This is a genomic window from Clostridium estertheticum subsp. estertheticum (assembly GCF_001877035.1).
GTDB lineage: Bacteria > Bacillota > Clostridia > Clostridiales > Clostridiaceae > Clostridium_AD > Clostridium_AD estertheticum.
Map to the genome: position 1 here is coordinate 743,310 of NZ_CP015756.1, position 25,273 is coordinate 768,582.

General features: G+C 30.1%; 24 protein-coding genes and 1 pseudogene. 18 read left to right on the forward strand and 7 right to left on the reverse strand.

Annotated elements, in window-relative coordinates:
• Positions 1-385 precede the first annotated feature (385 nt).
• Positions 386-1,282 (reverse strand): DMT family transporter, encoded by an 897-nt coding sequence (locus A7L45_RS03550; protein WP_071611487.1) that lies wholly within the window; start codon positions 1,280-1,282, stop codon positions 386-388.
• A 47-nt stretch (positions 1,283-1,329) separates the two neighbouring features.
• Positions 1,330-2,172, reverse strand: a complete 843-nt coding sequence (locus tag A7L45_RS03555; protein WP_071611488.1) for a CPBP family intramembrane glutamic endopeptidase — start codon at positions 2,170-2,172, stop codon at positions 1,330-1,332.
• 459 nt (positions 2,173-2,631) lie between these two features.
• On the opposite strand from A7L45_RS03555, the pseudogene A7L45_RS03565 reads away from it, so the two are divergent.
• Positions 2,632-2,928: pseudogene (locus A7L45_RS03565) on the forward strand (MutS-related protein); the annotation flags it as partial.
• A 5-nt stretch (positions 2,929-2,933) separates the two neighbouring features.
• Here A7L45_RS03565 and A7L45_RS03570 read toward each other — a convergent pair.
• Positions 2,934-3,818 (reverse strand): MurR/RpiR family transcriptional regulator, encoded by an 885-nt coding sequence (locus A7L45_RS03570; RefSeq protein WP_071611491.1) that lies wholly within the window; start codon positions 3,816-3,818, stop codon positions 2,934-2,936.
• 839 nt (positions 3,819-4,657) lie between these two features.
• Between A7L45_RS03570 and A7L45_RS03575 the strand changes: the two genes are divergently transcribed.
• The gene (locus A7L45_RS03575) at positions 4,658-6,085 is read left to right on the forward strand and encodes an aspartate ammonia-lyase (RefSeq protein ID WP_224616782.1); all 1,428 of its coding nucleotides are present in this window, start codon (positions 4,658-4,660) and stop codon (positions 6,083-6,085) included.
• A gap of 188 nt (positions 6,086-6,273) precedes the next feature.
• Here A7L45_RS03575 and A7L45_RS03580 read toward each other — a convergent pair whose 3' ends face one another.
• Positions 6,274-6,696 carry an OsmC family protein gene (locus A7L45_RS03580; RefSeq protein ID WP_071611492.1) on the reverse strand — a complete coding sequence of 141 codons (423 nt, stop codon included), beginning with the start codon at positions 6,694-6,696 and terminating at the stop codon, positions 6,274-6,276.
• Positions 6,697-6,998: 302 nt separating this feature from the next.
• On the opposite strand from A7L45_RS03580, the gene A7L45_RS03585 reads away from it, so the two are divergent.
• The 3 genes from A7L45_RS03585 to A7L45_RS03595 all read left to right on the forward strand — a co-directional run bounded on the left by A7L45_RS03585 (position 6,999) and on the right by A7L45_RS03595 (position 9,936).
• Entirely contained in the window at positions 6,999-7,487 is a 489-nt protein-coding gene (locus A7L45_RS03585) for an RNA polymerase sigma factor (protein ID WP_071611493.1), read from the forward strand.
• A complete protein-coding gene (locus A7L45_RS03590) occupies positions 7,474-8,244 on the forward strand; it encodes a hypothetical protein (RefSeq protein WP_071611494.1) in 771 nt (256 codons plus the stop codon). Before A7L45_RS03585 ends, A7L45_RS03590 begins: the two co-directional genes overlap by 14 nt.
• Positions 8,245-8,562: 318 nt before the next feature.
• Positions 8,563-9,936: a DUF4317 domain-containing protein gene (locus A7L45_RS03595; RefSeq protein ID WP_071611495.1), complete on the forward strand. Its 1,374-nt coding sequence runs from the start codon at positions 8,563-8,565 to the stop codon at positions 9,934-9,936.
• Positions 9,937-10,120: 184 nt separating this feature from the next.
• Here A7L45_RS03595 and A7L45_RS03600 read toward each other — a convergent pair whose 3' ends face one another.
• Positions 10,121-10,567 (reverse strand): staygreen family protein, encoded by a 447-nt coding sequence (locus A7L45_RS03600; RefSeq protein WP_071611496.1) that lies wholly within the window; start codon positions 10,565-10,567, stop codon positions 10,121-10,123.
• Between the two features lie 188 nt (positions 10,568-10,755).
• On the opposite strand from A7L45_RS03600, the gene A7L45_RS24030 reads away from it, so the two are divergent.
• Positions 10,756-10,887, forward strand: coding sequence for a hypothetical protein (locus tag A7L45_RS24030; protein ID WP_257786563.1), 132 nt, complete (start codon positions 10,756-10,758; stop codon positions 10,885-10,887).
• A 16-nt stretch (positions 10,888-10,903) separates the two neighbouring features.
• Here the strand turns inward: A7L45_RS24030 and A7L45_RS03605 are convergent, their stop codons facing one another.
• Entirely contained in the window at positions 10,904-12,202 is a 1,299-nt protein-coding gene (locus A7L45_RS03605) for a cation:dicarboxylate symporter family transporter (protein ID WP_071611497.1), read from the reverse strand.
• 453 nt (positions 12,203-12,655) lie between these two features.
• Between A7L45_RS03605 and A7L45_RS03610 the strand changes: the two genes are divergently transcribed.
• The 3 genes from A7L45_RS03610 to proC all read left to right on the forward strand — a co-directional run bounded on the left by A7L45_RS03610 (position 12,656) and on the right by proC (position 15,359).
• Positions 12,656-13,774, forward strand: coding sequence for a YkvI family membrane protein (locus A7L45_RS03610; protein ID WP_071611498.1), 1,119 nt, complete (start codon positions 12,656-12,658; stop codon positions 13,772-13,774).
• A gap of 70 nt (positions 13,775-13,844) precedes the next feature.
• Positions 13,845-14,549: an L-2-amino-thiazoline-4-carboxylic acid hydrolase gene (locus tag A7L45_RS03615; protein ID WP_071611499.1), complete on the forward strand. Its 705-nt coding sequence runs from the start codon at positions 13,845-13,847 to the stop codon at positions 14,547-14,549.
• Between the two features lie 3 nt (positions 14,550-14,552).
• The gene (gene proC, locus A7L45_RS03620) at positions 14,553-15,359 is read left to right on the forward strand and encodes a pyrroline-5-carboxylate reductase (protein ID WP_071611500.1); all 807 of its coding nucleotides are present in this window, start codon (positions 14,553-14,555) and stop codon (positions 15,357-15,359) included.
• Positions 15,360-15,439: 80 nt separating this feature from the next.
• Here proC and A7L45_RS03625 read toward each other — a convergent pair whose 3' ends face one another.
• The gene (locus A7L45_RS03625) at positions 15,440-16,849 is read right to left on the reverse strand and encodes a deoxyribodipyrimidine photo-lyase (RefSeq protein ID WP_071611501.1); all 1,410 of its coding nucleotides are present in this window, start codon (positions 16,847-16,849) and stop codon (positions 15,440-15,442) included.
• A 364-nt stretch (positions 16,850-17,213) separates the two neighbouring features.
• Between A7L45_RS03625 and A7L45_RS23435 the strand changes: the two genes are divergently transcribed.
• The 9 genes from A7L45_RS23435 (at position 17,214) to citX (ending at position 25,212) form a co-directional block, all read left to right on the forward strand.
• On the forward strand, positions 17,214-17,384 hold the full coding sequence (locus A7L45_RS23435) for a hypothetical protein (RefSeq protein ID WP_207647756.1): 171 nt from the start codon (positions 17,214-17,216) through the stop codon (positions 17,382-17,384).
• A gap of 223 nt (positions 17,385-17,607) precedes the next feature.
• Positions 17,608-18,486: a triphosphoribosyl-dephospho-CoA synthase CitG gene (gene citG, locus A7L45_RS03630; RefSeq protein ID WP_071611502.1), complete on the forward strand. Its 879-nt coding sequence runs from the start codon at positions 17,608-17,610 to the stop codon at positions 18,484-18,486.
• A 109-nt stretch (positions 18,487-18,595) separates the two neighbouring features.
• Positions 18,596-19,270: a GntR family transcriptional regulator gene (locus A7L45_RS03635; RefSeq protein WP_071611503.1), complete on the forward strand. Its 675-nt coding sequence runs from the start codon at positions 18,596-18,598 to the stop codon at positions 19,268-19,270.
• A gap of 376 nt (positions 19,271-19,646) precedes the next feature.
• Positions 19,647-20,825, forward strand: coding sequence for an NAD(P)-dependent malic enzyme (locus A7L45_RS03640; RefSeq protein ID WP_071614854.1), 1,179 nt, complete (start codon positions 19,647-19,649; stop codon positions 20,823-20,825).
• A 64-nt stretch (positions 20,826-20,889) separates the two neighbouring features.
• The gene (gene citC / locus A7L45_RS03645; RefSeq protein ID WP_071611504.1) at positions 20,890-21,915 is read left to right on the forward strand and encodes a [citrate (pro-3S)-lyase] ligase; all 1,026 of its coding nucleotides are present in this window, start codon (positions 20,890-20,892) and stop codon (positions 21,913-21,915) included.
• Between the two features lie 33 nt (positions 21,916-21,948).
• The gene (gene citD, locus A7L45_RS03650; protein WP_071611505.1) at positions 21,949-22,245 is read left to right on the forward strand and encodes a citrate lyase acyl carrier protein; all 297 of its coding nucleotides are present in this window, start codon (positions 21,949-21,951) and stop codon (positions 22,243-22,245) included.
• Positions 22,245-23,147: a citrate (pro-3S)-lyase subunit beta gene (gene citE / locus A7L45_RS03655; RefSeq protein WP_071611506.1), complete on the forward strand. Its 903-nt coding sequence runs from the start codon at positions 22,245-22,247 to the stop codon at positions 23,145-23,147. The genes citD and citE overlap by 1 nt, the downstream gene beginning before the upstream one ends.
• Positions 23,140-24,681, forward strand: a complete 1,542-nt coding sequence (gene citF, locus A7L45_RS03660; RefSeq protein ID WP_071611507.1) for a citrate lyase subunit alpha — start codon at positions 23,140-23,142, stop codon at positions 24,679-24,681. The genes citE and citF overlap by 8 nt, the downstream gene beginning before the upstream one ends.
• 15 nt (positions 24,682-24,696) lie before the next feature.
• Complete coding sequence (gene citX, locus A7L45_RS03665) at positions 24,697-25,212, forward strand: citrate lyase holo-[acyl-carrier protein] synthase (protein WP_071611508.1); 516 nt, start codon at positions 24,697-24,699, stop codon at positions 25,210-25,212.
• Positions 25,213-25,273 lie beyond the last annotated feature (61 nt).

The window sequence follows — 25,273 nt, forward strand, 5'->3', positions numbered from 1 at the left end:
AACGTTTACAAACAGCCGTTAAATAATAAATTATGTAGTGCTGATCTCGTTAATATCATTGGTGATTGATTACAATTCAATTTTTTAAATTTAGGAGTCGTCTCAAGTCTTTTTCTCCATTTTATTTTGGAGCGTGTCATTTTGACTAAACTTTTAATAGCATCAGATTTAATTTTAATTTTATATGTTAATAATATTTTAATCACCTCACTTATTATAGATATTAGTATCTTTAAATTTTAGAAATTTAAAATACTATCCAGTTAATATATATTTTTATTATAACATTTAAAGCATTATATAACAATCGAATCGTTTACAACCGTTGGTTTTTATGATTCGTTTACATCGGGTGGTTTTAAAATTATTTAATTAGTGAATTTGCTTATATAAACAAAAGCGAAATACCTAACAAAGTTATAATTGCCCCAAATATTTCTCTTGGGAAAATTCTTTCCTTAAACACAATAATTGAAACAGGTATTAGTAGTATTGGAGTTATTGATGTTATTGTTGAAACTACTCCAGTTGATGCATGTTGAACAGCGAGTAAAGAGAGGGATACTCCTACAAATGGACCAAATAGTGAACCAATAGAGATGTATTTCATTGCTCTCCTGTCTTTAACTGCAACAATTAGCTCACCCCACTTCTTTAATACAGAAATGACAATTGAAAAACCAATAATTGCTGCTATAATTCTAATTTGAGTTGCAGCAAACGGATCATAGGATCCCATTCCAAACTTACTAAAAACAAGACCAAAAGCTTGTCCTAATGCACCTATAAAAGCATATACTAATCCCTTAATTGGATGAGATAACCTTACTTTTTTATTACCTGGATTTTTAGTTAGGATTACAAGAGCGATACCAACAATAGTTATTATCATCCCCGAAAGCCCGAGCACCGTAATTTTCTCACCCATTAGAAAGAATCCTGTAATCGCTGTTATTGGTGGTACCGTTGACATAATTAACATTGATATACGTGCGCCAACCTCAACATATGCCTGAAACAAAAATAGATCACCTATAACAAAACCAATTATTCCTGAAAAGGTTAACCAGAACCAGGCAGAACTGGAAGCATCTATTGGCAAGATCATTCCTCTAGTAAATAAATTATAAATTGATATTAATATAAATGCTATAACAAGTCTTATTAAATTTACTGATATAGAACCGACTTTTTTTCCTGCGGCTTCAAATGATACAGCAGTAATTGTCCAACATAATGCAGTTGCAAGTGCAGCCATTTCGCCTAAGTGTGATTGAAACATCTAACATTACTCCATTCTCCTTGTTCTTCAAGGATTAGTTTAGCTTATTATCTTTCTATAAATTCTTTGTATATATCTAATGTATCTTCTGGCTGCTTTCGGGTGTACCATCTATAGGCAAAAATTAAAATTGTAATCCCTACAAGGAAAAATATACTACGAATTATCATGGAATACTTTCCACTTAATAATTGGAAGGACCCTGAAGTTGTAATTGCAACAGAATTATTTATAAAGTGTGCAAATATACATAAATATATTGAATCCGAGCTTAAGTAGATAGCTCCAATAATTAAGCCTAATAAAAATGCGTTTATGCCCTGGGGAATATTCATATGGGCTAATGCAAAAATTAAGGCGGATATTATAAGTGCTAAGTTTGGATTCATTTTATTTGCCATACCCTTTAGCAATATCCCCCTAATAATGACTTCCTCATATATAGGTGCTATAACAGCAACTGAAAGTATCAGAATAATAGGTGAAATAGACATTTCTCCAAAGGCTTGACTTATAAAATCGGGCATAGGTATCTTATCAACCAAGTAAATTAAGCTATTATCGTACGCTAAACGAAAGCCTATAATAATTATAGCAACACGAATAAATTTTTTCTTATCTAAACTTTGTTTTCGGGGCATGTCGTAGGACATTTTACTATACAATTTTAATAAAAAAGTAATAACAAAAAATTTAATTATTACATCTGCTACAAGGTCTATATATGGTAATACAGTTGAATATTTTTTAGAAAGTATATTGATAATAACTATAGGTATTTGTCCTAATAATTCTAACAAAACTGTTAGAATCATTATAAAAAACGCTTTTTTTATTGTCATTTCTTTAATGCTTATAGTTCCTTTTTCTATGTTCCTTAAAAAATTCATAATATCACACTCTCAAACTTATTGTATTCTTTAACCTGATTTAGATTAATACTATTTAGATTATACTATATGTTTATTAAAATGTCGTTAACAATACAATTCCTCTTTAATAATAGTTTTTAATAGATCTACTATGGCTTAATTTAAAGGATAATTGAGTATGTCTGTTGAAATGTAGCAGAGTTATATTTTTATAATCGATACCTACTTTGATATTGCCATAAGCAAATACTTATTTTAAAAATATATTAGAACCAAATATTATGACGAAAATTGGAGGGAAAACGTTGGTTAGTGCATATAATAATTATGTTAATAAATTGAGGACTTGCAAAGACTTAATTGAAGAACAAAATAAGTCAATAAAGATTTTGGTTTATTTTAGATTTTTTACCTTCGTAATTGATTTTAGTGTTACGGTCTATACTTTTATCATTAAAAGTTATTTGGTAAGTATAAGTGTTTTTCTTATTAGATGAATTATTTAAGGGAACTAATTCTATTGATAGACATGATGGAGCTACAGCATTAATAAAACAATTAGGTCAACAAGGTGCGTCAGGACTTATTTCTACTCACGACTTGGAATTGTGTGATTTACAATATGAGTATTTTAAAATTAAGAATTATAACTTCCAAGAGTATTATGTAAATAATGAGATAAAATTTGACTATAAAATCCGAGACGGAGTATCAACTACTAAGAATGCTTTATATTTAATTAAGTTGGCGGGTATAGATTTAGATTTAGAATAGTTGTATTACAGATATTTGTTATCTTTATCTTTTAAGGAATAAACATTATATTCTTCCCAGATGCTCTCTAAAGTAGAAAATGTTTTTGCAACTTTTTCTTTTCCCCTTAATTCAACAGCTATGATTAATGCATTTATTACACTAAATGGTGCTACTAAGGAATCAACAAAGGAAGTTATGTTACTTTGTGCTATTAACGTATAGTTAGCATTCGATGCTAAGGGAGATGATAGACTATCAGTAATTGCTACAACGATGCCATGTTTACTTCTAACGAATTCTAGAGCTTCGATTGTTCTTGTAGCATACCTAGCAAATCCTATCCCAATTATTATGTCTCGTTCATCAACATTAAACATCTGCTCAAATATATCACTAACACCATAGGCAACTACCTGGACATTTTCTAAAATAAGATTTAAATAAAAAGCTAAAAATCCTGCTAATGCAGAGGAACTTCTAAGTCCAATTATATATACCTTTCTAGCTTTAAATAATGAATTAACTATATTCTCAAAAGTTTGATTATTTATTTTCTCTAAAGTAACTCTAATATTTTCTATATCACCTTTTAAAACTTCGTCTAGTACATTTTCTTGAGTCATGGAGTCATAAGATAGGTTAAATCTTTGCATAGTAGTTAATTTATTTTTAATTAATTCCTGAAGAGATTTTTGTAGTTTAGGATAACCATTAAATCCGAACTCGTTTGCAAATCTTATAACAGTTGCTTCACTTACTCCTACACGAATACCTAATTTAGCGGCTGTCATAAATGCTGCTTTATCATAGTGTTTTAGAATATATTGAGCTATCAATTTTTGCCCTTTACTTAAACGTAGAAATTTAGCTTGAATAGATTTCATCAAATCTTGTTTGTTATTTTCCAATCAACTCAATCCTTTCTATACAAATATTTAATTAATATAAACTAGTTACTCAAATTGTTATCAAAATAATTATCTAAAACAAATTTCATTAATTTGCATTTATGATAATATACTATCATAAATTCAAAGGAGGATGCAATATGTGATAATTATATTTAAAGGCAAGCACGGATTATTAAGATTTAAACAAACAAATAAATATACTTATGTGGATTTTATCTAAGATTTAGGGGTGAAATTCACTTTTTTAATTTTTGAAAAAAATATTTTTTAATGTGAAATTCATAAATTGAAGTTTAGAAAAGTAATAATGAAACCTTATTGAAGAACCATTTTAAAGGTATAAAAATAATTGATTCTAACAGGTTTAAATTGTATGAGAGGCATTAAATAATTATAAATGCAATGATGTAAACAATTTGGAATGATTAATTAACAGATGAACTTATGCATTGTGATTTGATAAAATAGTAAAGAAATCATAGTAACAAGGAGATAATTTCTAGTTATATCATAGTGCGTTGTGCTGTTTATTTTTTTATGCGAATTATTAATCGAAAAGTAAATCTAAAATCAAATTAACATTATTCCTACAATAAACTAAATATTCTAAATATTTAGATATAAATAAATAGTCAGTAAAACTATACATAAATCAAAAAAGTATTTTTAAATTTAATGACTTAAAACTTGTAATACCAATGCATACTGAGTAAAAAGTAATGGATTTAATTTAGTTATATCACTTATTAATAATGATTTAATGCATAGAAGTCAAGTTGACAATATTTATATATAATGTTATTGTAAGCCTATTAAAGCAAATGGGGGGTAATAATATGAAAGAAAACATGCAGAAATTTAGAGTGGAAAGTGATTCTGTGGGATCTAAAAATGTACCTATAGAAGCATATTTTGGAGTTCAATCATTGAGAGCTTCAGAAAATTTTAATATTACAGGTAGAAGGATGCACAAGGACCTAATAATTAGCCTTGCCCAAGTTAAAAAAGCAACAGCTATTACAAATAATGAAGCTGGTTTAATGAATAAAAAAATCAAAGACGCTATAGTACAAACATGTGATGAAATAATAGCTGGTAAATTGCATGACGAATTTATAATTGATCCTATTCAAGGTGGAGCAGGTACATCGGGTAATATGAATGCCAATGAAGTAATTGCCAATAGAGCAAATGAAATATTAGGTGGTAAATTGGGTGCATATGATAAAGTTCATCCAAATGATCATGTGAATATGGGACAATCTACAAATGATGTATTCCCAACAGCAGGTAAGATGGCAGCACTAAAACTCATTCCAAGGACGTTAGAGGAGTTAAGAAAACTTAATGATGTACTTATTGACAAGTCTAAAGAGTTTGATGATGTTATTAAAATGGGAAGAACTCAAATGCAAGATGCCGTACCTATTAGATTGGGCCAAGAATTCCATGCATATAGTTCAGTAATAAAAAGGACTATTTCTAGGATAGAAAAAGCAAGTGAAGGGTTAAAGATTGTAAATATGGGAGCTTCTGCTATAGGAACAGGAATAAATGTGGATACAGAGTATTTAAAAAATATTGTACCAACAATTAATGCTGTTGTAAATTTAGATTTACATCAAGCAGAAGACTTAGTAGATGGAACACAAAATCTAGACGTTTTTGTGGATGTTTCATCAGCTCTTAAAACTTGTGCAGTAAGTTTATCCAAGATATCTAATGACTTAAGATTAATGTCTTCGGGTCCTAGAACAGGGTTTGGAGAAATTAATCTTCCAGCGAAACAAAATGGATCCTCAATAATGCCAGGAAAGATAAATCCCGTAATTCCAGAAGTTATGAGCCAAGTCGCTTTCAATATAATAGGAAATGATATTACTATAACTATGGCAGCAGAAGCTGGACAATTAGAATTAAATGCATTTGAACCAGTTATATTCTATAATTTGTATGAGTCTATAGAAACACTAGGTAATGGAGTTAATACTCTTAGAGAAAATTGTATTGCAGGTATTACGGCTAACAGGAAAAGATGTAAGTACTTGGTGGATAATAGTGTAGGTATAATTACAGCAATAGTACCTCATGTAGGCTATAAGGTAGCTGCAAAAATTGCAGCTAGAGCTATTGCAACAGGGGAACCAATAAGTGAATTGGTACTTAAAGAGGGTATTTTAACGAAATTGCAGCTTAGTGAAATACTAGATACAATAGCAATGACTGAACCAGGAATAGCAGCAAAACATTTAATGGCTATATAAACTATTTTATTAACAATATATAACAATGGAATGAAGTATAAGAAAAAAAATAAGATTTTGAAACAATTCATGCCTGATATTCCTAAAATGGTTGAAGAGCACAGTGAGGCTTTGTGAAGGCTATCCTTGAATAATTCACTAAGCCTCATAGTAATTGTGACTTTCACGACGCTTTTTATTTGTGATTGCTAATTTATCTTATATTCACTGCTTATATCAACATTATTTTTTACCATATTCCAAATAGGACATGAATATTCTTCCATGTTTTTTATAACCTTCTCAATATCATCTGCATGTACATCATTAGATGTAAGTTCGAATTTTAAGTGTATACTTTTAAAATATTTCGGTAATGTTTCTTTTCTTTCACCTGAAGCACTTACATTTAATCCAGATACATTCTTATTCATCTTCCTTAGTAATAAAACCAAAGTCATTCCACTGCAAGTTGCTAGACTCATAAGAAATAATTCAAGTGGAGTATAACCATCTGCCTCACCTAAAGGTTGTATAGCATTTATAAATACATTATTGTTATCACGAGATATAGCTGAGAATTTCACCTCGTCATTTATTAGATCTGCTGTTACTGTTAAATTGTTAATCATAGTAAACCTCCTTGTATTCATTTTTATTTAACCCTTCAAACTCGCATTTAAGATAGTCTATAAGCAATTTCATCAAAGCATTTACTTTATTATTCCTCTCATATGTAATCATTATCTAATAATACCATAATATTATAAATAGTTAAACTTTAAAACCATTAGGGGATACAATATAATGGGATTTTATAAAAAATTTAATTTTATTTTTAAATTAAATGAACCATTTAGCAGATATATCTATCTAATTAGTGTAAAGCAAAAAGAGGTAGCGCTACAGTTTGCAAAGAAAGGTAGGAAGTCAATTGAACAAGGCTATATTTACAGATAAAGTTCTTGAGATTCAATCTATTTTATATCATGTGTCTAAATCAATTTTGATTCATGAGCAGGATTGTGAGGATGCAGTTCAGGGGGCAATTTTAAAAGCCTATAACAAATTAGATACACTAAAGAATGAACAATATTTTAAAACATGGTTAGTTAGGATACTAATAAATGAATGTTATAGTTTGAAAAGTAAAGAACATTCACAAGTACCTTATGAAGAATACTTTGAGTCTTATAGGGCTGATGATAAAAATGATTATAGTGAATTATATATGGCCATTCAGAATTTACCTGAGCGTATTCGTATTACAATTGTTCTTTATTATGTAGATGGATATTCAGTAAAAGAAATTAAACAGATTTTAGGAATACCCACTGGAACTGTAAAAAGCAGGTTATCAAAAGGACGAAAATCAATAAAAATAAAATTAGAGAATATGGAGGCGGATTATGGATTCCTATAATTGGAATAATATATTTCCAGATATACCTAAAAGTTTTAAAAATAAGGTAAGTGCAACATTAAGCAGTTTACCGGAAAAAAAGGAGAATGATGAAATGGAAAATATAAAACTATATAAAAGAGGATCAATCAGGAAAAAAATTATCATTGCATTAGCAGCTACTATGGTAATAGGAACAACTGTATTTGCCGCAGGGAAAATACAGTCTATCAATTCAACCTCAAGTACTATACCAACATATACTACTATACCTACAGTAAAACAAGTGAAAAATGATTTTAAATTTAATCCTAAATTAGTTGATAAGTTTGACAATGGATACACTTTTGCAGATGGATATACAGTCAATAATAAAGGCATTGATGAGAAAGGTAATTCTGTAAAAAAAACAAAATCCCTTGATTTTACGTATACAAAAGGTAATGACAAATTAGATCTTTCTATGGAAAACGGAATGTTCGAAGAAAAATCAAATAAAGAGACTGCTGTTGATACTTGTAACGGTATAGATTTATATTATAGTTCATCTGTTTACAAGGTTGTACCAGCAAATTATAAATTGACAGAGCAGGATAAGCAGGATAAATTGTCCGGTAAATATGTGTTCAGCTATGGAAGTGACAAGATAAAAATCTCTCAGTTTAAATATTTAGATTGGATGCAGGATGGAATTCATTATTCTTTATCAGCAATGAATTCTCATATATCGAAAGATGAATTAGTTAAAATGGCACCTCAAGTTATCTCTACCAAATAAAAATGATGCTTTAATAAAAAATTACTAACTTTCAAGAGTTAGTAATTTTTCTGTAATAACTAGCTACAAGTTTATTTTACGTAACACAAATATTAAAAGTAGCTAAGATAAGTCTTAACTACTTTTTTTAGTTTCCTCAATATCAATAGGGAGGATTTAAAAAATCGATTAATATATAAATCCTTTATTTTTTTTAAAAAAAATACTATAATTAATAATGATAACATATTAATTATAGCTACAAATAAAAATGTTAAAGACAAGCCACTTCAACTATAAATTTACGTAAAGTTTGTCTATAAATTGAGGAGTTTATATATGAGAAGAAAAGATATACTTGAGTTAAAAAAACGTTTTAAAAAAGAACAATGCACCTTCACTAAAGTATGTGGCTGCTATGTTAATGGAGAAAAACATACTATTTTAAAATTTAGAGAGAGCTTTCTAAATTTAGATGAGGAAGAATACTTTAAATATTTAGAAATTGCTAAAAAAGTACTGTCTGGAACTATTGGGAATAATATTTTAGAGCTTAACTTTGAAGTTAATGAAGATTTTACAAATGAAAGTCAAACTTCGCTTATGCAACTAAAAAACAGTCAATTAAAAGATGATGCTTTTCTTGATAATCTTTATGATTCGATTATAGATAATTATGATTACACCGGTAATTTCTTAATACTCTTTTTTCATGATGCTTATGATGTTATTAGCAAAACAAAAGATAATATAAAGATAGATGAATCTGAAGAAGTATATGAATATGTGTTATGTGCAATATGTCCAGTTTCACTTTCAGAGCCTGGTCTTAGATACTTTGAAGAAAAAAACGAGATAAAAGCACGTATTAGAGATTGGGTAGTCGAGTCCCCAACTAATGGATTTGTGTTTCCTGCTTTTATTGATCGTAGTGCAGATGTTAACTCTATTATGTATTACACAAAAAATGCAAAAGATACACATACTGAATTAATGGAAAATGTTCTAGGGTGCCTCTCAAAACAAACGGCTACGGTGCAAAAGGAAACATTCCAATCAATTATTAAAGATTCTTTTAGCGAAGATGATGATAAAGCTGATAAAATTTTTATGGATATACAAGAAAACCTAAGTACTATGATAGAAGAATACAATGAGCAAAATGATGATGCAGATAGCGAACCTATAACCTTAACAAAGAAGGATATACAAAACCTTTTAATAGAAAGTGAAGTTCCAGGCGAAATTACTACTATGATTGAAAACTCATATGTAGAGAACTTTGGCGATGATAACACCTTAGCTAAAAATTTAATTGACACAAAGGCGCTTAAGGCAAATGTGCAAAGAAAAAAGGAAGAACGCCTTCATAAACAAGTGGAAATACTTAAAGCTAGACTTGATCAAGTTGAACAAGATAATACTATAGATAATGAAACTCACCTGTCTACAGGAGTTAACGATGATAATGTGGTTCTAGAAGAAGCGGTAGAAACTGATTTAGAAGAAACTTCAGAAACTAATTTAGAGAAAGTTCCAGATCTATATTCAGAAGATAATAATGTTACCCCTCGTTATGATGTTATACTACAGGTAAAACCCGAAAAAGTTTCTCAAATAAAATCTCAAATAATTAATGGCCAGAAATGCATAGTTATTCCTATTAATGATAATGAACAAACTACGGTTAATGGTATAGATAATTTGATTTAAAATAACTTTACATATTTACATAAGGGCCTAGAACCTTACATAGGCTCTTGAAGAATTTGCTATTATCTGTTGATATTAAAGAAGAAAGGGAAGAAAATGGAGTGAAAAATATTCACACTGTTACTTCCCTTATATTCTTATTGGAGTTTTAACTTATGTTATATGGATACTAAATAAAAAATTTTTATTTATAATCTGAAGGCGTTCCCCATAGTTCTAAACGATTAAACATAGGATAAACAGAATTAAATTTCACATAAATAGGTGCTTTATCTAAAGAGGAATTTTCTCTAAAAAATTCTCTATCTCCATATCTAATCGCCGAAAGTGCTAGCGGTAATTCTTTTGTGAAAATGCTATTACGTACCGCTGACATTATGGGGTTCTTTTCTTTATCTACCATAACGTTAACCATCAGTGCGTATTCGCTATTAACAATGATCCATTCTGCCAGTACTTCATCCCTCATGTCAGTGATTTTATCATAATCATACTTTGCTGCAATAGTTAAAAATAATTCTCCGGTAACGTCTGAATGAGTAAGGGTATATTTCCTAGGAATAATTGGTTTTGTTTCACCTGTTCCCATGCCAAAATTAACGTGTAACATATCCGTATTGAATTTGTTCAAAGCCTTCCCTCCATAATATAAATACATTATATATATTATGAAGTTAACTGTTGTTATGTTCTTGTTATGCACTTAAAGCTAAAATGCCTAAATAAAAGAGGACATCTTTTTATGTGCACTTCAATTACTAAATTCAAATGAATGGAACAAATATAACAGTGAAAATAACTTGAAAGTCAAGAAATATTATGAAGCAAAATAGCCTTAATAGCCTATTAAGGCTATTAAGACTATTAAACAACTTGATTGATATTGCCAAAATTGATGCAGGATATTTCAATCTGAGATTGAAAAATGAAAATATTGTAGCAATTACTTAGAATATAGTAATGTCGGTTACAAACTTTGAGCTTCGTTAGAATCAATAACACCGTTCTTAATTTCTTCTAGATATTTCTCACCTTTAACTGCATCGTATTTGCCTTCCCATTTGGACATAACCACAGCAGCTAATGAGTTACCAACTACATTTACAACTGTTCTTGCCATATCAAGGATACGGTCAATTCCAGCGACAAATGCTACTCCTTCTAATGGAATACCTACAGATCCAAGAGTAGCTAATAATACAACTAGAGATGCTCCTGCTACACCTGCCATACCTTTTGAAGTAATTGCAAGAACTACCACTAAGTTAACTTGAGCTAATATTGATAGATGAACTCCATATAATTGAGCAATAAATAGTGCTGCAATAGATTGATATAATGTTGATCCATCTAAGTTAAATGAATAACCAGTTGGAATAACAAAGGATACAATAGATTTTGAACAACCAAAGCTCTCCATTTTGTTCATTACTCTAGGTAATACCGCTTCAGAACTTGCTGTAGTATATGCGAGAATAATTTCATCTTTTAGAACTTTAATTAGTGAAAAAATGTTTATTCCAACCATTTTAGCTATTAATCCCAGTATTACTAAAACGAAGAATATCATACATCCATAAACAGTAAAAGTTAACTTACCAAGAGGAATTAGTGACTTAAGACCAAATTTAGAAACGGTCACACCCATTAAGCCAAATACTCCAATTGGAGCTACTTTCATAACTTGATTAGTTACCCAGAACATTGCCTCAGAAATCCCTTGACATAACCGAAGAACGGGTTTCGCTTTTTCCCCGACTGCAGAAATTCCTAATCCGAACATAACTGAGAAAAATATGATAGAAAGCATATTGCCTTCAGCCATAGCGCTAACAATGTTTGTAGGAACAATATTTACAAGCATATCTACCGTGCTGTGATTTGCAACGGATTTAGTAGTACTAACATAACTTGATATGTTAGTCTTTACAAGTGTTGCCATATCTATACCTGTTCCAGGATGGAATACATTGCCTGCCAATATTCCAATTAAGATGGCAACTGTAGTTACTACTTCAAAGTAAATTAGAGTCTTTAAACCCAATCTACCAATTTGTTTACCATCTTCTCCACCTGCAATTCCAACAACAAGTGCACAAAATATAATTGGAACTATAATCATTTTAATTAGACGTATGAAAACATCGCCTAAAGGTTGTAGAAATGGTATAACTGCTGGGTTACCATAGAAAACAGCACCAACGATAACACCAAGTGTAAGTCCGATAAGAATCTGTGTACCTAGTCCAAGCTTTAATTTTTTCATCCCGTGTTCTCCTTTGAATTTCCATTAATAAAATATTAATTGCTATTATGTTATTTAACAACAAAAAAATGCTCTATTTGTTATTATAGAGTTAGGTATATTTTTATTTACAATTTTAGTTTTATTGTAGTACTAGCCTATAAAAAATGCAAGTTATATTTTTTATAAATTCATTTGTATAAAAAAACAATCAATTAAAATGAATGTAGTGATAATAAACATAATTGCTCCATATTATTATATTGCATATTAGTACAATACATAGTAATATAATAGGAATAGTATGGAATTATTAAATTCAGTGAATATAATAAATTTAAAACAATTGAATATTTAAAAACTATTTATTTTTATCTAGAAATAGTAAGGGATTGGAGCGATGAAGTTTCAGCAAACACATGTTTAATGAAACAATATTATAAAAATTTAAAATATAAAAAAGGAGTGGTGAATGTGGAAAAACAATTAACTAGTGTAAAAAAAGTAGTACTTCTTGCAGGCGCATTGTGTGCATATTGGATTGGATCTGGATTCGCAACAGGACAAGAGGTTTTGCAATTTTTTACAACAAGTGGGACAAAGGGTATTATAGCTGCATTAATTTTTGTGGCTTTAATGATACCCTTAACGTACATTTTATATGGAATAGGGCAAAAAAAGAAATTTGATAATCCATATGATGTTTTTGAGTATTATTGTGGAAAAGCTCTAGGTAAAGTTTATGTATGGTACAGTGTTGTATTGGTGTATGCTATATCTGTAGTTATGCTTGCTGGTGGAGGAGCAACAATTCATCAATATTATGGAATACCAACATATATAGGTACTGGCGCTATAGCTCTTCTTGCATTGGGCACAATATTGTTGGGTGTAGAAAAATTCATCGACATAATTGGTGTTATAGGCCCTATAAAAATTTTGTTCGTGGCAATAATCGGCATTTGTGGGATTATAACTATTTTTGGGCAGCCAACTATATTATCAGAATCTGGCAGGCTTATGCCAACATTAGGGTTTAAATCCGCTTCTTCTAATTGGGCATGGTCAGGAGCACTATATGCTTTTCTTGCTCTTATGGTTAGTATACCATTTCAGGTTAGTTGTGGGGCATCTGCAGGAAGTTTAAAAGAAGCAAGAACGGCAGCTGTTGTTGGAACTGTTGCTTTTACTATTGCAATTATTGCACTTATAATAGGTGAACTTGTTTATTATAAATTAATTATAGGTACGCAAGTTCCAACATTAGCAATTGCTAATCACATATCTCCTATATTAGGACTAATTTTTTCAATATTAATAGTGCTAAGTATTTATTCAGCAGTGGCTTCATTTCTTTTAATGGTTGTTAGAAAGTTTGCTACTGACAAAACTAAAAAGTTTAACATCATTGCAACAGTACTAACTTTAGTCAGTATGTTATTTGGAGGAGTACTTCCTTTTGATAAATTGTTGAATATTCTATATCCTTTGGCAGGATATTCAGCTATTGTTTTCACAGGATTTATGATTTATAAAGAATTAAGAGAGAAGACTAAAGAATTAAAAAAGAATGGAGTAAATCATAGTATTTAATAGAAAGAGACTTATAATTAAGGTTTGTTGAGTAAATTGATAAATTATTGAAAGGATGTTGAATATTAAAATGGGTAAAGTTGAAATAGTTCATTGCAGGATTGAACATCATGCAGTATTAGTTGCACTCTTTGCAAAATATACTATAGAGCGTTTTGGTGAAAAAGGCAAAGAGGCAATCTATATTGGAATTGAAAATTATGGGCATGAACGTGGAAAAAGGATGGCTAAAAGAGCAATTGAAAATGGAGATCCATTAGATTTTATAAATAGTCAAGCTTACAGTGAATGGGCTCCAGAAAAAAATACAATGGAATTTGCAATTCTCAAAACAGAACCTGAACTTGTAAGTGCTGTAACGAAATGTGAATGGTGTGCATCTTGGAAAAAATATAATCTTTTGGATTATGGAAAATATTACTGTATAAATATAGATGCTGCTGTTTTTAATGGTTTCAATAAAAATTTTCATATGAAAGCTACTAGTAATCTAAGCTTTGGAGCAGATCATTGTGAATTTCACTGGGAAAATCCAATGAATGGAGAGGATACGATAAAACTTGCTCAAAAGAGAACTGAACTCGGTAGTACCTGCACTAGAGATTTCAACTTTCACACTGCTCATCTGCTATATTCAATGAGTAAAACATTGAAAGATAAACTCGGCAAAGGTGCTATTCTAATTATTAGTCAAGTAGTAGAAGAATACATATTGCTATTTGGCAAAGAGTATTTTGATGTTTTAAAAAATTTACAAATAAAACAGGAGGAATAATATATGTTAAATAAAAAGATTACATTTATCGGCGGTGGAAATATGGCCGAAGGGATCATCAGAGGAGTTATTTCAAATGAAATATTTTCTCCAAAAAACATTGCAGTTTTTGATATATTAAGTGAAAGAAGAAAATACCTTAATGTTACATATGGTATTTTAGAGACAGAAGATGTCACAGTTGCTGTAAAAGATGCAAATATTATTCTAATTGCAGTACTTCCCCAAAATATCGTAAGTGTTGCACAAAATATTAAAGATCATATATCTGAATCTACTATCATTATTTCTATATGTGCGGGAATCAAAATGGAAAAATTAGAAAATTTATTTGAAAGCCATCACAAACTTGTTCGTATTATGCCAAATACCATGATTGATGTACAACATGGTTATAGTGCAGCAAACGTAAATGAGCAGGTTCAACCTGAAGATAAAAAAATAGTTGAAACACTGTTAAGTGCATTAGGACAGACAATGTTCATAGATGAAAACCTCTTTAATGCATTTACTGCATATAGTTGTGCTGGGCCTGCCTACATAATGTATTTTCTTGCAGCGATTATAGATTCTGGAGTGGAATCTGGTTTTTCCCGTAAGGATGCCGCAGCTATAGCTTTAGAGAATTTAATTGCTTCTGCACTAACCATTCAAAAAACTGGAAAACATCCTTACCAAATTACGGATACAATGACTTCACCAGCAGGTACAACAATTGCAGGACTACATGTGTTAAGTGAATCTAGTTTTCATGGAACAATTATGTCAAGTGTAAAAAGTGCTCTTGAAAGGACAAATGAATTGGAATAATTATTTATGTTAATTTAATTCTTTCTTAATAAAATAATAAAGAAGTATTCTATTTTATTAAGAGGGAATTAATATGCCATTTAAAATAATGATGTTTGTTCAGTTTTCTCATTATCACTTATAATCACAGAATGGTAAGCCATTGATTCAATCTTATGCAAATATCTTTCCATATCGAATTTCCTTTTTAATCCTTTATCATTCATAAATCTAACTAATCCAAAGATAGCTCTTTCACCCCAAGGTCTATCATGCTTTCCAAAGCACCAAGCTATCCCCGCAAACCCATTTGCGTCCCTACCATCTAATAGGTACTTGTTATTTAAATAAATAGCAGTATTATAAGCTTCCTGCGGAGTTTTACTCCATTCTAATACTTTCTTTCCCCAATACATCCTCATATAGCCATGCATTTTACCCGTAATAAGCATTTCCTTTTGCGCAGCATTCCAATAACCATCATGGGTTTGGGCTTCTTCTAGTTCTTGCAGCGAATAAATAAACTCTCGTGCGTCTACCAAATGTTTTTCAAGAGTATTCAAGGCCCAAGATGGAAGTGATTCATAACAATCATATTTATCATTATAAAAGACAAAATTCATACTTAATTCTCTTCTAATTATTAATTCCTCTAAAAAGGATTTTTTATCTTCTATAGACACATCCATTAATTTAATATATATGTACAATGGAGAAATCTGACCAAAATGCAGATATGGACTCAAATTAGAAGAATAAGCCTTTGAGGGTTCATTTTTAAGTTCACTATAATGTGATAATTTACTTGAAATAAATTCTTCTAGTAATAGCTTAGCATTACTAGTACCACCCTTGTAGTATAGTACTCTCTTAACTGTCTTATCAATTTTAAGTTGTGAAATAGCCTTATCAATATCTTCTATATTATATTCATCAAGTGGAAGCTCCAAATCAGTAGAATCTTCATCACATTCTCTCTCGTTAAGAGGCAATGCAAACTTCTCTAATCTTTTGCTTATCTTATTTCTAAGAGTATATGCAGAATATTCTTCTTTTATAGAAGCTACTTCCACGGGTACAATGACATTAGTTTCTACCTGTACCACAGAGCATTTCGCATTTTGGGCTAAAAGCGTTCTCCACTTTCTTTCTATCCTTAAATATCCTCTATCTACTACCATTAATGCTGTAAAAGATGATATTTCTAAAGCTCCATTTTCAGGAGATATTTTTCTAATAATCATTTTAATATTTCTTCTAGCTAATTCTGTTTTTACTTCTTTTAATCCCTCTAGCATAAAATAATAGTGTCTTTCATTTGCCTCTGGAAAATTATCAGTTAATCCAAAATACACAACCAATGGCTTCTTAAGCTCATTGGCCTGAATTATAGCATACTCTAGGGCATGATTATATTCTGTTCTTTGAGAGCATTGCATCCAGTAAACCACATATGGATTATCAATTATTTTTTTATTGTTTAAAACTTTAATTCTATCTTTTGAAATCATTGTTTTCAGCTCCATTATTATAGATTATTTTTCCCATAATTATAAGGTAATTATAGATTTTTTATATTGTTTTGTAAAGAATAATAATAACTATTCTCATTATTTTGCTGTTGGTATTCCATCATGTCGAAATAATGACATTTAAGGGTTTTAATGTTGCATTATAAAGCCTTATGTATACCATGTTAACTAAGGGGAAAATGACTTAGATTACCAAAAAAATATTATGAACAATAGAGTGAATTTTAATATACATAAGAAAATAATTCCATTTGAAAGAGTTTTTATTCAAAAATTTTAATGAAAAGAGGTATTATGATTAAAAAAAATTTTAAAGCACTGTATTATAATTATTGTAATAATTTTGGGAATAGGATCTTTTTATCTTACTAGAGTTTATGGTAACTCTAAAGAAAATAATGTAATACCAACTACTTCTAAGGTCAAGATATTATTAGACATTAATAAAGAAAGTTTAGCTAAAAAAATAGAAAATAAAGAAAGTTTTTTTTATAAATATAAAAATTTTATTTAAGATTTATGGGTATGTAGCATTTTAAAATTGTTTCAATATACTAAATTTATTGTAATTATGGTATGATTAAATATATAGTGCGAGCTGTGAAGAAACACGTAAAGATGTGTTGTTTCATTAGTAAGTTATTAACAAATGTAAAGATTATACTATAATTTTATTTGAATACCTTGAGTATGATTTATGACTATAAAATAATTTCAAAGAATAATTGGAGAGATAAATGGAAAACGAAAAAATATTTACAATAAATGAAGTTTCAATGATAATTAGTAGCTTTGCAATCCAAGCAATGATATATGAAGTATCTTGTTATCCATCACCAGGATTAGTATCACCAGTGTCTTATGGCGCCCATAAAGATATGAATTTTTATACATTTATTGATAGCACATCGACTTTGAGTAAATACCTACCTTTATTTGTTCAAGAAGGGTTTTCAAATAAAACATATAAGGAGATCTTTGATGGAGTTAGACTCATCGGTGTTGAAGCTGAGAAAGATATGTTTGCTAAAACAAAGGGAATCAATACCCACAAAGGTATGCTTTTTTTAATTGGAATAGCTTGCGCCGCTACAGGAAAAGCAATTTATGAAAAAAAAGGATTTAACAATATTCAGGATATTATAAAGAAAATGACTAAGGGGCTAGTGGAGAAGGAACTTTTGGTTTTAAAAGATAATGTAGAATTAAGTCACGGTGAAAAGCTATTTTTTAAGTATAAAACTGAAGGCGTACGAGGCGAAGTGGAAAGAGGTATTCCAACAGTTTTTAATTTTGCTCTTGATTTTTACAAACAGAATTGTGAGCTAAATGCTAATGATAGGTTAGTTCATACACTAATTGGGATAATGCAGATTTGCGATGACTCTACAATTATTTATAGACATAACCCACAGGTTCTAAATGAGGTAAGGGAAAAGGCTATACAAATAATTGGAACTGGAGGTATGAAAACTGAAATTGGCAGAAAATCAATTAAGAGTTTATGTGAAGAGTTTATAGAGAAAAATATAAGCCCTGGCGGAAGTGCTGATTTGCTTGGAGTAACGGTATTTTTATATCTTGTAGAACAATACTTAGATGAAAGTGATATTTAGTTATAAAATTGATAATTCTTTAAATATAATTTCAATTCAAAAAAAAGATATTGTATACTTAAATTATAAGTAATTATAAAAATTTGAAAGAAATTAAGGAAGTGGTTATATGAACCCATTATTTGAGAAAATTGAAATTACAGATTTAAGACCTATTAGAGACATAGTTTTTGAAAAACTTAGAATGGCAATAATTGGTGGAGACATAGAGCAAGGAGAGAGACTAGTTGAAACTTATATAGCAGAAAATATGGGGGTCAGTAGAACACCTGTTAGAGAAGCTTTAAGAAAATTGGAAGTTGAAGGTTTAGCTGAAAACATCCCAAGGAAAGGGACTATTGTTAAAGGTATATCAAAAAAAGATGTTATAGAGATTTATGAAATGAGAGAGGTACTTGAGGGTTTAGTATTTAGACTAGCATGTATTAATTTATCTACATTACAGATTACGGTATTAAAAGAAGTTATATCTAAAATGGAAGAGTGTATCATTAAGGAGGATATGCCAGGGTATTGGAGTTTACATAAAGAATTCCATGAAACTATACTTTTCTCTTGCGGAAATAGTAGACTAATAATTCAAATGAAGCAGATTTATGAATATTTAATAAGGTTAAGAAATTTTACATTAGTTATGAATAAAAGAGTAAAAAATGCATTGATAGAACATAAGAAAATAATAGAGGCCTTTGAAAAAAAAGATGAGTTTTATGCAGAAAAGATAGGCAGAGAGCACACCGTAAATGCAAAGGAGTTTCTTGCAAATAAAATTCATTTGTTTTAGTGTTGTATAAATATTAATAACCTTAAATTATGGTAGTAATACTTATATGATTTAGGGTTAAGGAAAAACATTTAACATATTTTTTGTAAAACGATTGCAAAAAATCATTTTAAGGAATATAATAACTTTAGACAGAAGCTAGTCAAAGATGTATACAGGTATACAATGAAAGTTTATACCTGTTTATTTTTAAATCACGACTGTATACATGTATACAGTGAAGTACAGAAATCATAAAAATATAAAAATGATCTATAAATACCATAATATTTATATTATGTAACAGGACTAAATAATATTATAGTTTTAAAATTAACTTTAAGAAGAAAAGGGGGTGTAGTTGAACTGCTACTATATCACAGTTCAATGTAAAAAGATGAATATGAGTATAAAAGAAGCAGTATTAACCTCACACAAACAAAAAAGAGGTAAATTAGAAGTTATCGGGATAATGGAAGTAAATAATGGTAAGGATTTAGCTGAAGTATATACGCCAGGTATAGCTGGTCCTTGTATGGAAATAGCTAAGAATAAAGAGAAGGTATATATGTACACAATGAAAGGAAGAACCGTGGCTGTAATTACAAATGGAACAGCTGTTTTGGGATTGGGTAACATTGGACCGGAAGCGGGTCTTCCGGTAGTGGAGAGCAAATCACTATTACTAAAAAAATTTGCGGATATTGATGCAATTCCAATAAGTATAGACTCTATAAATCCAGATGATATAGTGAATACAATAAAAAATATCTCAACTGGTTTTGGAGGCATACATCTTGAAGATATTAAATCTCCTGAGTGTTTCTATATTGAGGATAGATTAAAAGAAATTTTGGACATACCTGTATATCATGATGATCAACATGGCACTGCTATTGCAGTTTTAGCAGGGTTGTATAATGCACTAAAAATAGTTAAAAAGAGTATAGATAAGATAAAGGTCGTTATAAATGGAGCAGGTGCTTCAGGTATTGCAGTAGCTAAGATACTAAACGCTGCAGGAGTAAAAAATATTGTATTGTGTGATATAAAGGGTGCTCTTGTTGAGAGTGATTCCACATTAAATATAGAACAAGTGAAAATAGCAAAAGTTACAAATAGAAGGTTTGAAGAAGGTAGCTTAGAAGAAGTAATCAAAGACAAGGATGTTTTTATTGGTCTCTCAGTGGCAAATGTATTAAATAAAAAAATGGTAAAAACAATGAATAAAGATAGTGTGGTTTTTGCACTTGCTAACCCTATGCCAGAAATATTGCCAGATGAGGCAATAGCCGGTGGAGCTAAAGTTGTTGCTACTGGAAGATCAGATTTTCCAAACCAAATAAATAACGTATTGGTTTTTCCAGGTATATTTAAGGGAGCTCTGGAAGTTAGAGTTAGGGATATATGTGATGAAATGAAAATCGCTGCGGCAAAGGGAATTGCAAATTTAATTGACGATAGTGAACTAAATGTAGAATATATAGTACCAAGTGTTTTTAATAAAGGGGTTTGTGATGCAGTAGCATATGCGGTTACAAGTGTAGCCCGAAAACTCGGTACAGCTAGAATATAGTTTTATAGTGTAATAAGATAAATATTCTGATATTAATTAATATATTGGGAAAGGAAAAATATATATGGGGTATTTAAACTTAGACGAGATTATTATTGAAGATAATCATTCTAGTAAGCTATATGATATAAAAAAATTATTATTGAAACAAGGACTTAAATTTGAAGAAAATGTAGAGTATACAGTTGCATTGTATGATGACGATAAAATAATTGCAACTGGGTCATCTGAAGGTAAAATTCTAAAATGTATAGCGGTAGATGATAATTATAAGCAAATGGGTATATCTAATACAATAATATCCGATTTAATTAGTGAACAATATAGAAGAGGGAATAATCATTTATTTGTTTATACAAAACCTAAAAATTATAAAGTTTTTCAGAAGTTAGGTTTTTATATGATTGCTGAAGTTCCTAATAGAGTAATTTTACTTGAAAATGATCCTTGTGGAATAAAAAAATATATAAACAATTTAAAGAAAGAAAAAATTAGTGGTGATGTAATTTCAAGTGTTGTTGTAAACTGTAATCCATTTACATTAGGGCATAAGTACTTGATCGAAAAAGCTTCAAGAGAGAGTGATGTAGTTCATGTTTTTATTGTATCAGAGGATAAGTCAGTTTTTCCATCTGATATAAGATATAAGTTAGTTAAAGAAGGTCTAAGTCATTTAAAGAATGTAATCCTTCACAAAAGTCAAAATTATATAATTTCAAATGCTACATTTCCATCGTATTTTATGAAAAAACAAAATGAAGCTGTAAAAACACATTGTTTATTAGACATACTGATTTTTATGAAATATATAGTGCCAGCATTAGGAATTAATAAGCGTTATGTTGGTGAAGAATCATTATGTCCAGTTACTAAAATTTATAATGACACTATGAAAGAAATGTTGCCGAAAGGTAATGTTGAGGTTATTGAAATCCCAAGAATTCAAATTGGAGGGAATATAACAAGTGCATCTACTGTTAGAAAATTAATTAAGGAGAATAAATTTTTGGAGGTGAGGAAGTTAGTACCTGATACGACTTATAATTTTTTAATGTCAAGAGAGGGTATGTCAATAATTAAAAAAATATAAAATTCAATAAATTTTATTTGGGAGGGTTAACTTATGAAAATATTAAAAACAGCTATAGCAGGAACTTTAGAATCTAGTGATATTACAGTAGTGGTAGAGCCAAATCCAGATAATTCGGTGATTATAGAATTAAAGAGTTCTGTTGGAAAACAATTTGGAGATCAAATAAAGAAAGTTATAACGGATACATTATCATCTTTAGGAATAGTAAGTGCCTTGGTTCGCGTTAATGACCAAGGAGCATTAGATTGTGTAATAAAGGCGAGAGTAGAGACTGCGGTTCTAAGGGCAGCAGGTAAAACACATTTCAACTGGGGGGTGGAAAAATAATGTACAAGTTAAGAAGAACAATGATGTATGTACCTGGAAACAATCCTGGAATGGTTAAAGATGCGCACATATATGGTGCAGATTCAATAATGTTTGATTTAGAAGATTCAGTATCTATTAATGAGAAAGATGCTGCTAGATTTTTAGTTTATAATGCATTAAAAAGTATTGACTATGAAGGAATAGAAACAGTAGTAAGAATAAATGGATTAGATACGCCATATGGAATTGAAGATTTGGAAGCAATAGTTAGAGCTCAGCCAGATGTTATAAGACTTCCAAAGACAGAAAGTGCACAAGATATTATAGATGTAGAAAATGAAATAGAAAGAATAGAAAAAGAAGCAGGAATACCTGTAGGAAAGACAAAAATGATGGCGGCAGTTGAAGGAGCACTAGGAGTATTAAATGCACGAGAGATAGCAACGGCTAGTAAAAGACTTATGGGTATAGCAATTGGAGCAGAAGATTATGTAACAAACATAAAGACAACACGTTCGCCAGGAGGTATAGAGCTTTTAATGGCAAGAAGTCAAATATTACTTGCAGCAAGAGCAGCTGGAATATATGCTTTGGATACAGTTTATTCAGATGTAAATAATGAAGAAGGCTTTAAAGATGAAGTTAAATTAATTAAACAGTTAGGATTTGATGGAAAATCTGTAATTAATCCAAGACAAATAGGGCCAGTTCATGAAATATATACACCATCACAAAAGGAAATAGATAAATCTATAAGAATTATAAAGGCAGCCGAAGATGCTGCAAAGAAAGGCTCAGGAGTAGTATCTCTAGATGGAAAAATGGTAGATAAGCCAATATTAGAGCGAGCACAAAGAGCACTTATGTTAGCAAAAGCAGCAGGAGTAGATATAAATGAAGGAGGGGATCAAATTGCCTAAAAATAAAATAGGAAGAGATATACCAGAATATATAGAAGGAATTGGTGAACTAAGACCCTATAATGGACCATTTAGTTTTCAACCTACAAAACGTAAATATGGACGTGATCTATCTCAGGTAAAACCAGGAGATATCAAGTTATTGGATAGTATTGAAAAAGCAGTAATTAAAACTGAACTTAAAGATGGTATGACTATATCATTTCATCACCACTTTAGAGAGGGTGATTACATACTAAATATGGTTCTAGATACCATAGCTAAGCTAGGAATAAAAAACTTAACATTAGCATCAAGTTCATTAAATGCAGTGCATGAACCATTAATTGAACATATAAAAAATGGTGTTGTTACAAAAATAATTACTAGTGGAGTTAGAGGTCCTTTAGCAGAGGCTATATCAAATGGAATATTAGAAACACCTATAATAATTCGTTCTCACGGTGGCAGAGCAAGAGCCATTGAAGCTGGAGATTCGCAAATTGATGTTGCTTTTTTAGGAGCACCTTGTTGTGATGAATACGGTAATGCGAACGGATACAGTGGGAAATCATTTTGTGGTTCATTAGGATATGCTAAAGTAGATGCAGAATATGCAGATAAGGTTGTTCTTATTACAGATAATTTAGTTCAATATCCCAATGTACCTGCAAGTATTTTACAAACTGACGTAGATTGTGTGGTAAAAATAGAATCAATTGGAGATCCAAATGGAATTGTATCAGGTGCTACAAGATTTACTAAGGATCCAAGAGAATTATTAATTGCTAAATATGCAGCAGCGTCAATTGAAGCTTCAGGTTATTTTGTGCCGGGTTTCTCTATACAATGTGGAACAGGAGGAGCGTCGCTAGCGGTTGCAAGATTTATAAGAGAAAGAATGATAGAAGATAATATAAAAGCTAGCTTTGCATTAGGTGGAATAACTGGTCAATTTGTAGAAATGTTAAATGAAGGATTGATATCTAAATTATATGATACTCAAAGTTTTGATTTGACAGCGGCAAAGTCAATAGGTGAGAATCCAGATCATTGTGAAATTAGTGCATCATTTTATGCTAATCCCCATAATAAGGGATGTGTTGTGAATAAACTTGATATAGTTTTATTAAGTGCATTAGAGATAGATACGGACTTCAATGTCAACGTAATTACTGGTTCAGATGGTGTAATAAGAGGAGCTTCAGGTGGACATTGTGATACTGCGGCAGGTTCAAAGCTAACAATGATAGTAGCGCCATTAATTAGAGGTAGAATACCTACGATTGTTGATAAAGTAAATACTGTAATAACTCCGGGAGAAACTATAGATGTAGTTGTAACAGATAGAGGAATAGCTGTAAATCCATTAAGACAGGATTTAATTGAAAAGTTAACTAAGGCAAAACTTCCTTTGTTCACTATAGAACAACTTAAGGGAAAAGCAGAAAAAATTACTGGAAAACCTAAAGCAATTGAGTATACTGATAAAATCGTAGGGATTGTAGAATATAGAGATGGATCAATTATTGATGTTATTAGACAGGTAAGGTAGAAAGGATAATAATTAATGTATAGTGAGAGCATTATTCTTAAAGAAATACTTGAAGCAAGGGAGAAACGAGCAAGAACACAAACAAAATTAATTAGTATGTTTAAAACTACATTAGTTTCTTTTACATTGAATATACCAGGGCAAGAAAAAAACAATAATATTTTTAAAAAAGCTCATGAATTAGGTATTAACCTATTGGAGAAGGAGTTAGGTATACAAAATGTAAAAGTAGTTAATAAAGTAGTTAATTTTACAGTTGCTGGAACAGAAGCATTCCTAAATATAGACATGGACCCTATACAATTAAAAAAAATAACAGTATCTATTGAGGAAAAAAGTGATTTGGGAAGAATATTTGATTTTGATGTAATTAATACAAATGGAGAACAAATTAGTAGAAGGCAGTTAAATTTAGCTCAAAGAAAATGCCTTCTATGCAATGAAAATGCAAAGGTATGTGGGCGAAGTAGAAAACATTCAATCGATGACTTATTAATTAAAATTTATCAGGTAATTAATGCTCATAAGTAGAGAGTAGAGCATTTCGACCTTATACATTATAAAACAATATTATTAATACAAAATTTGTTTG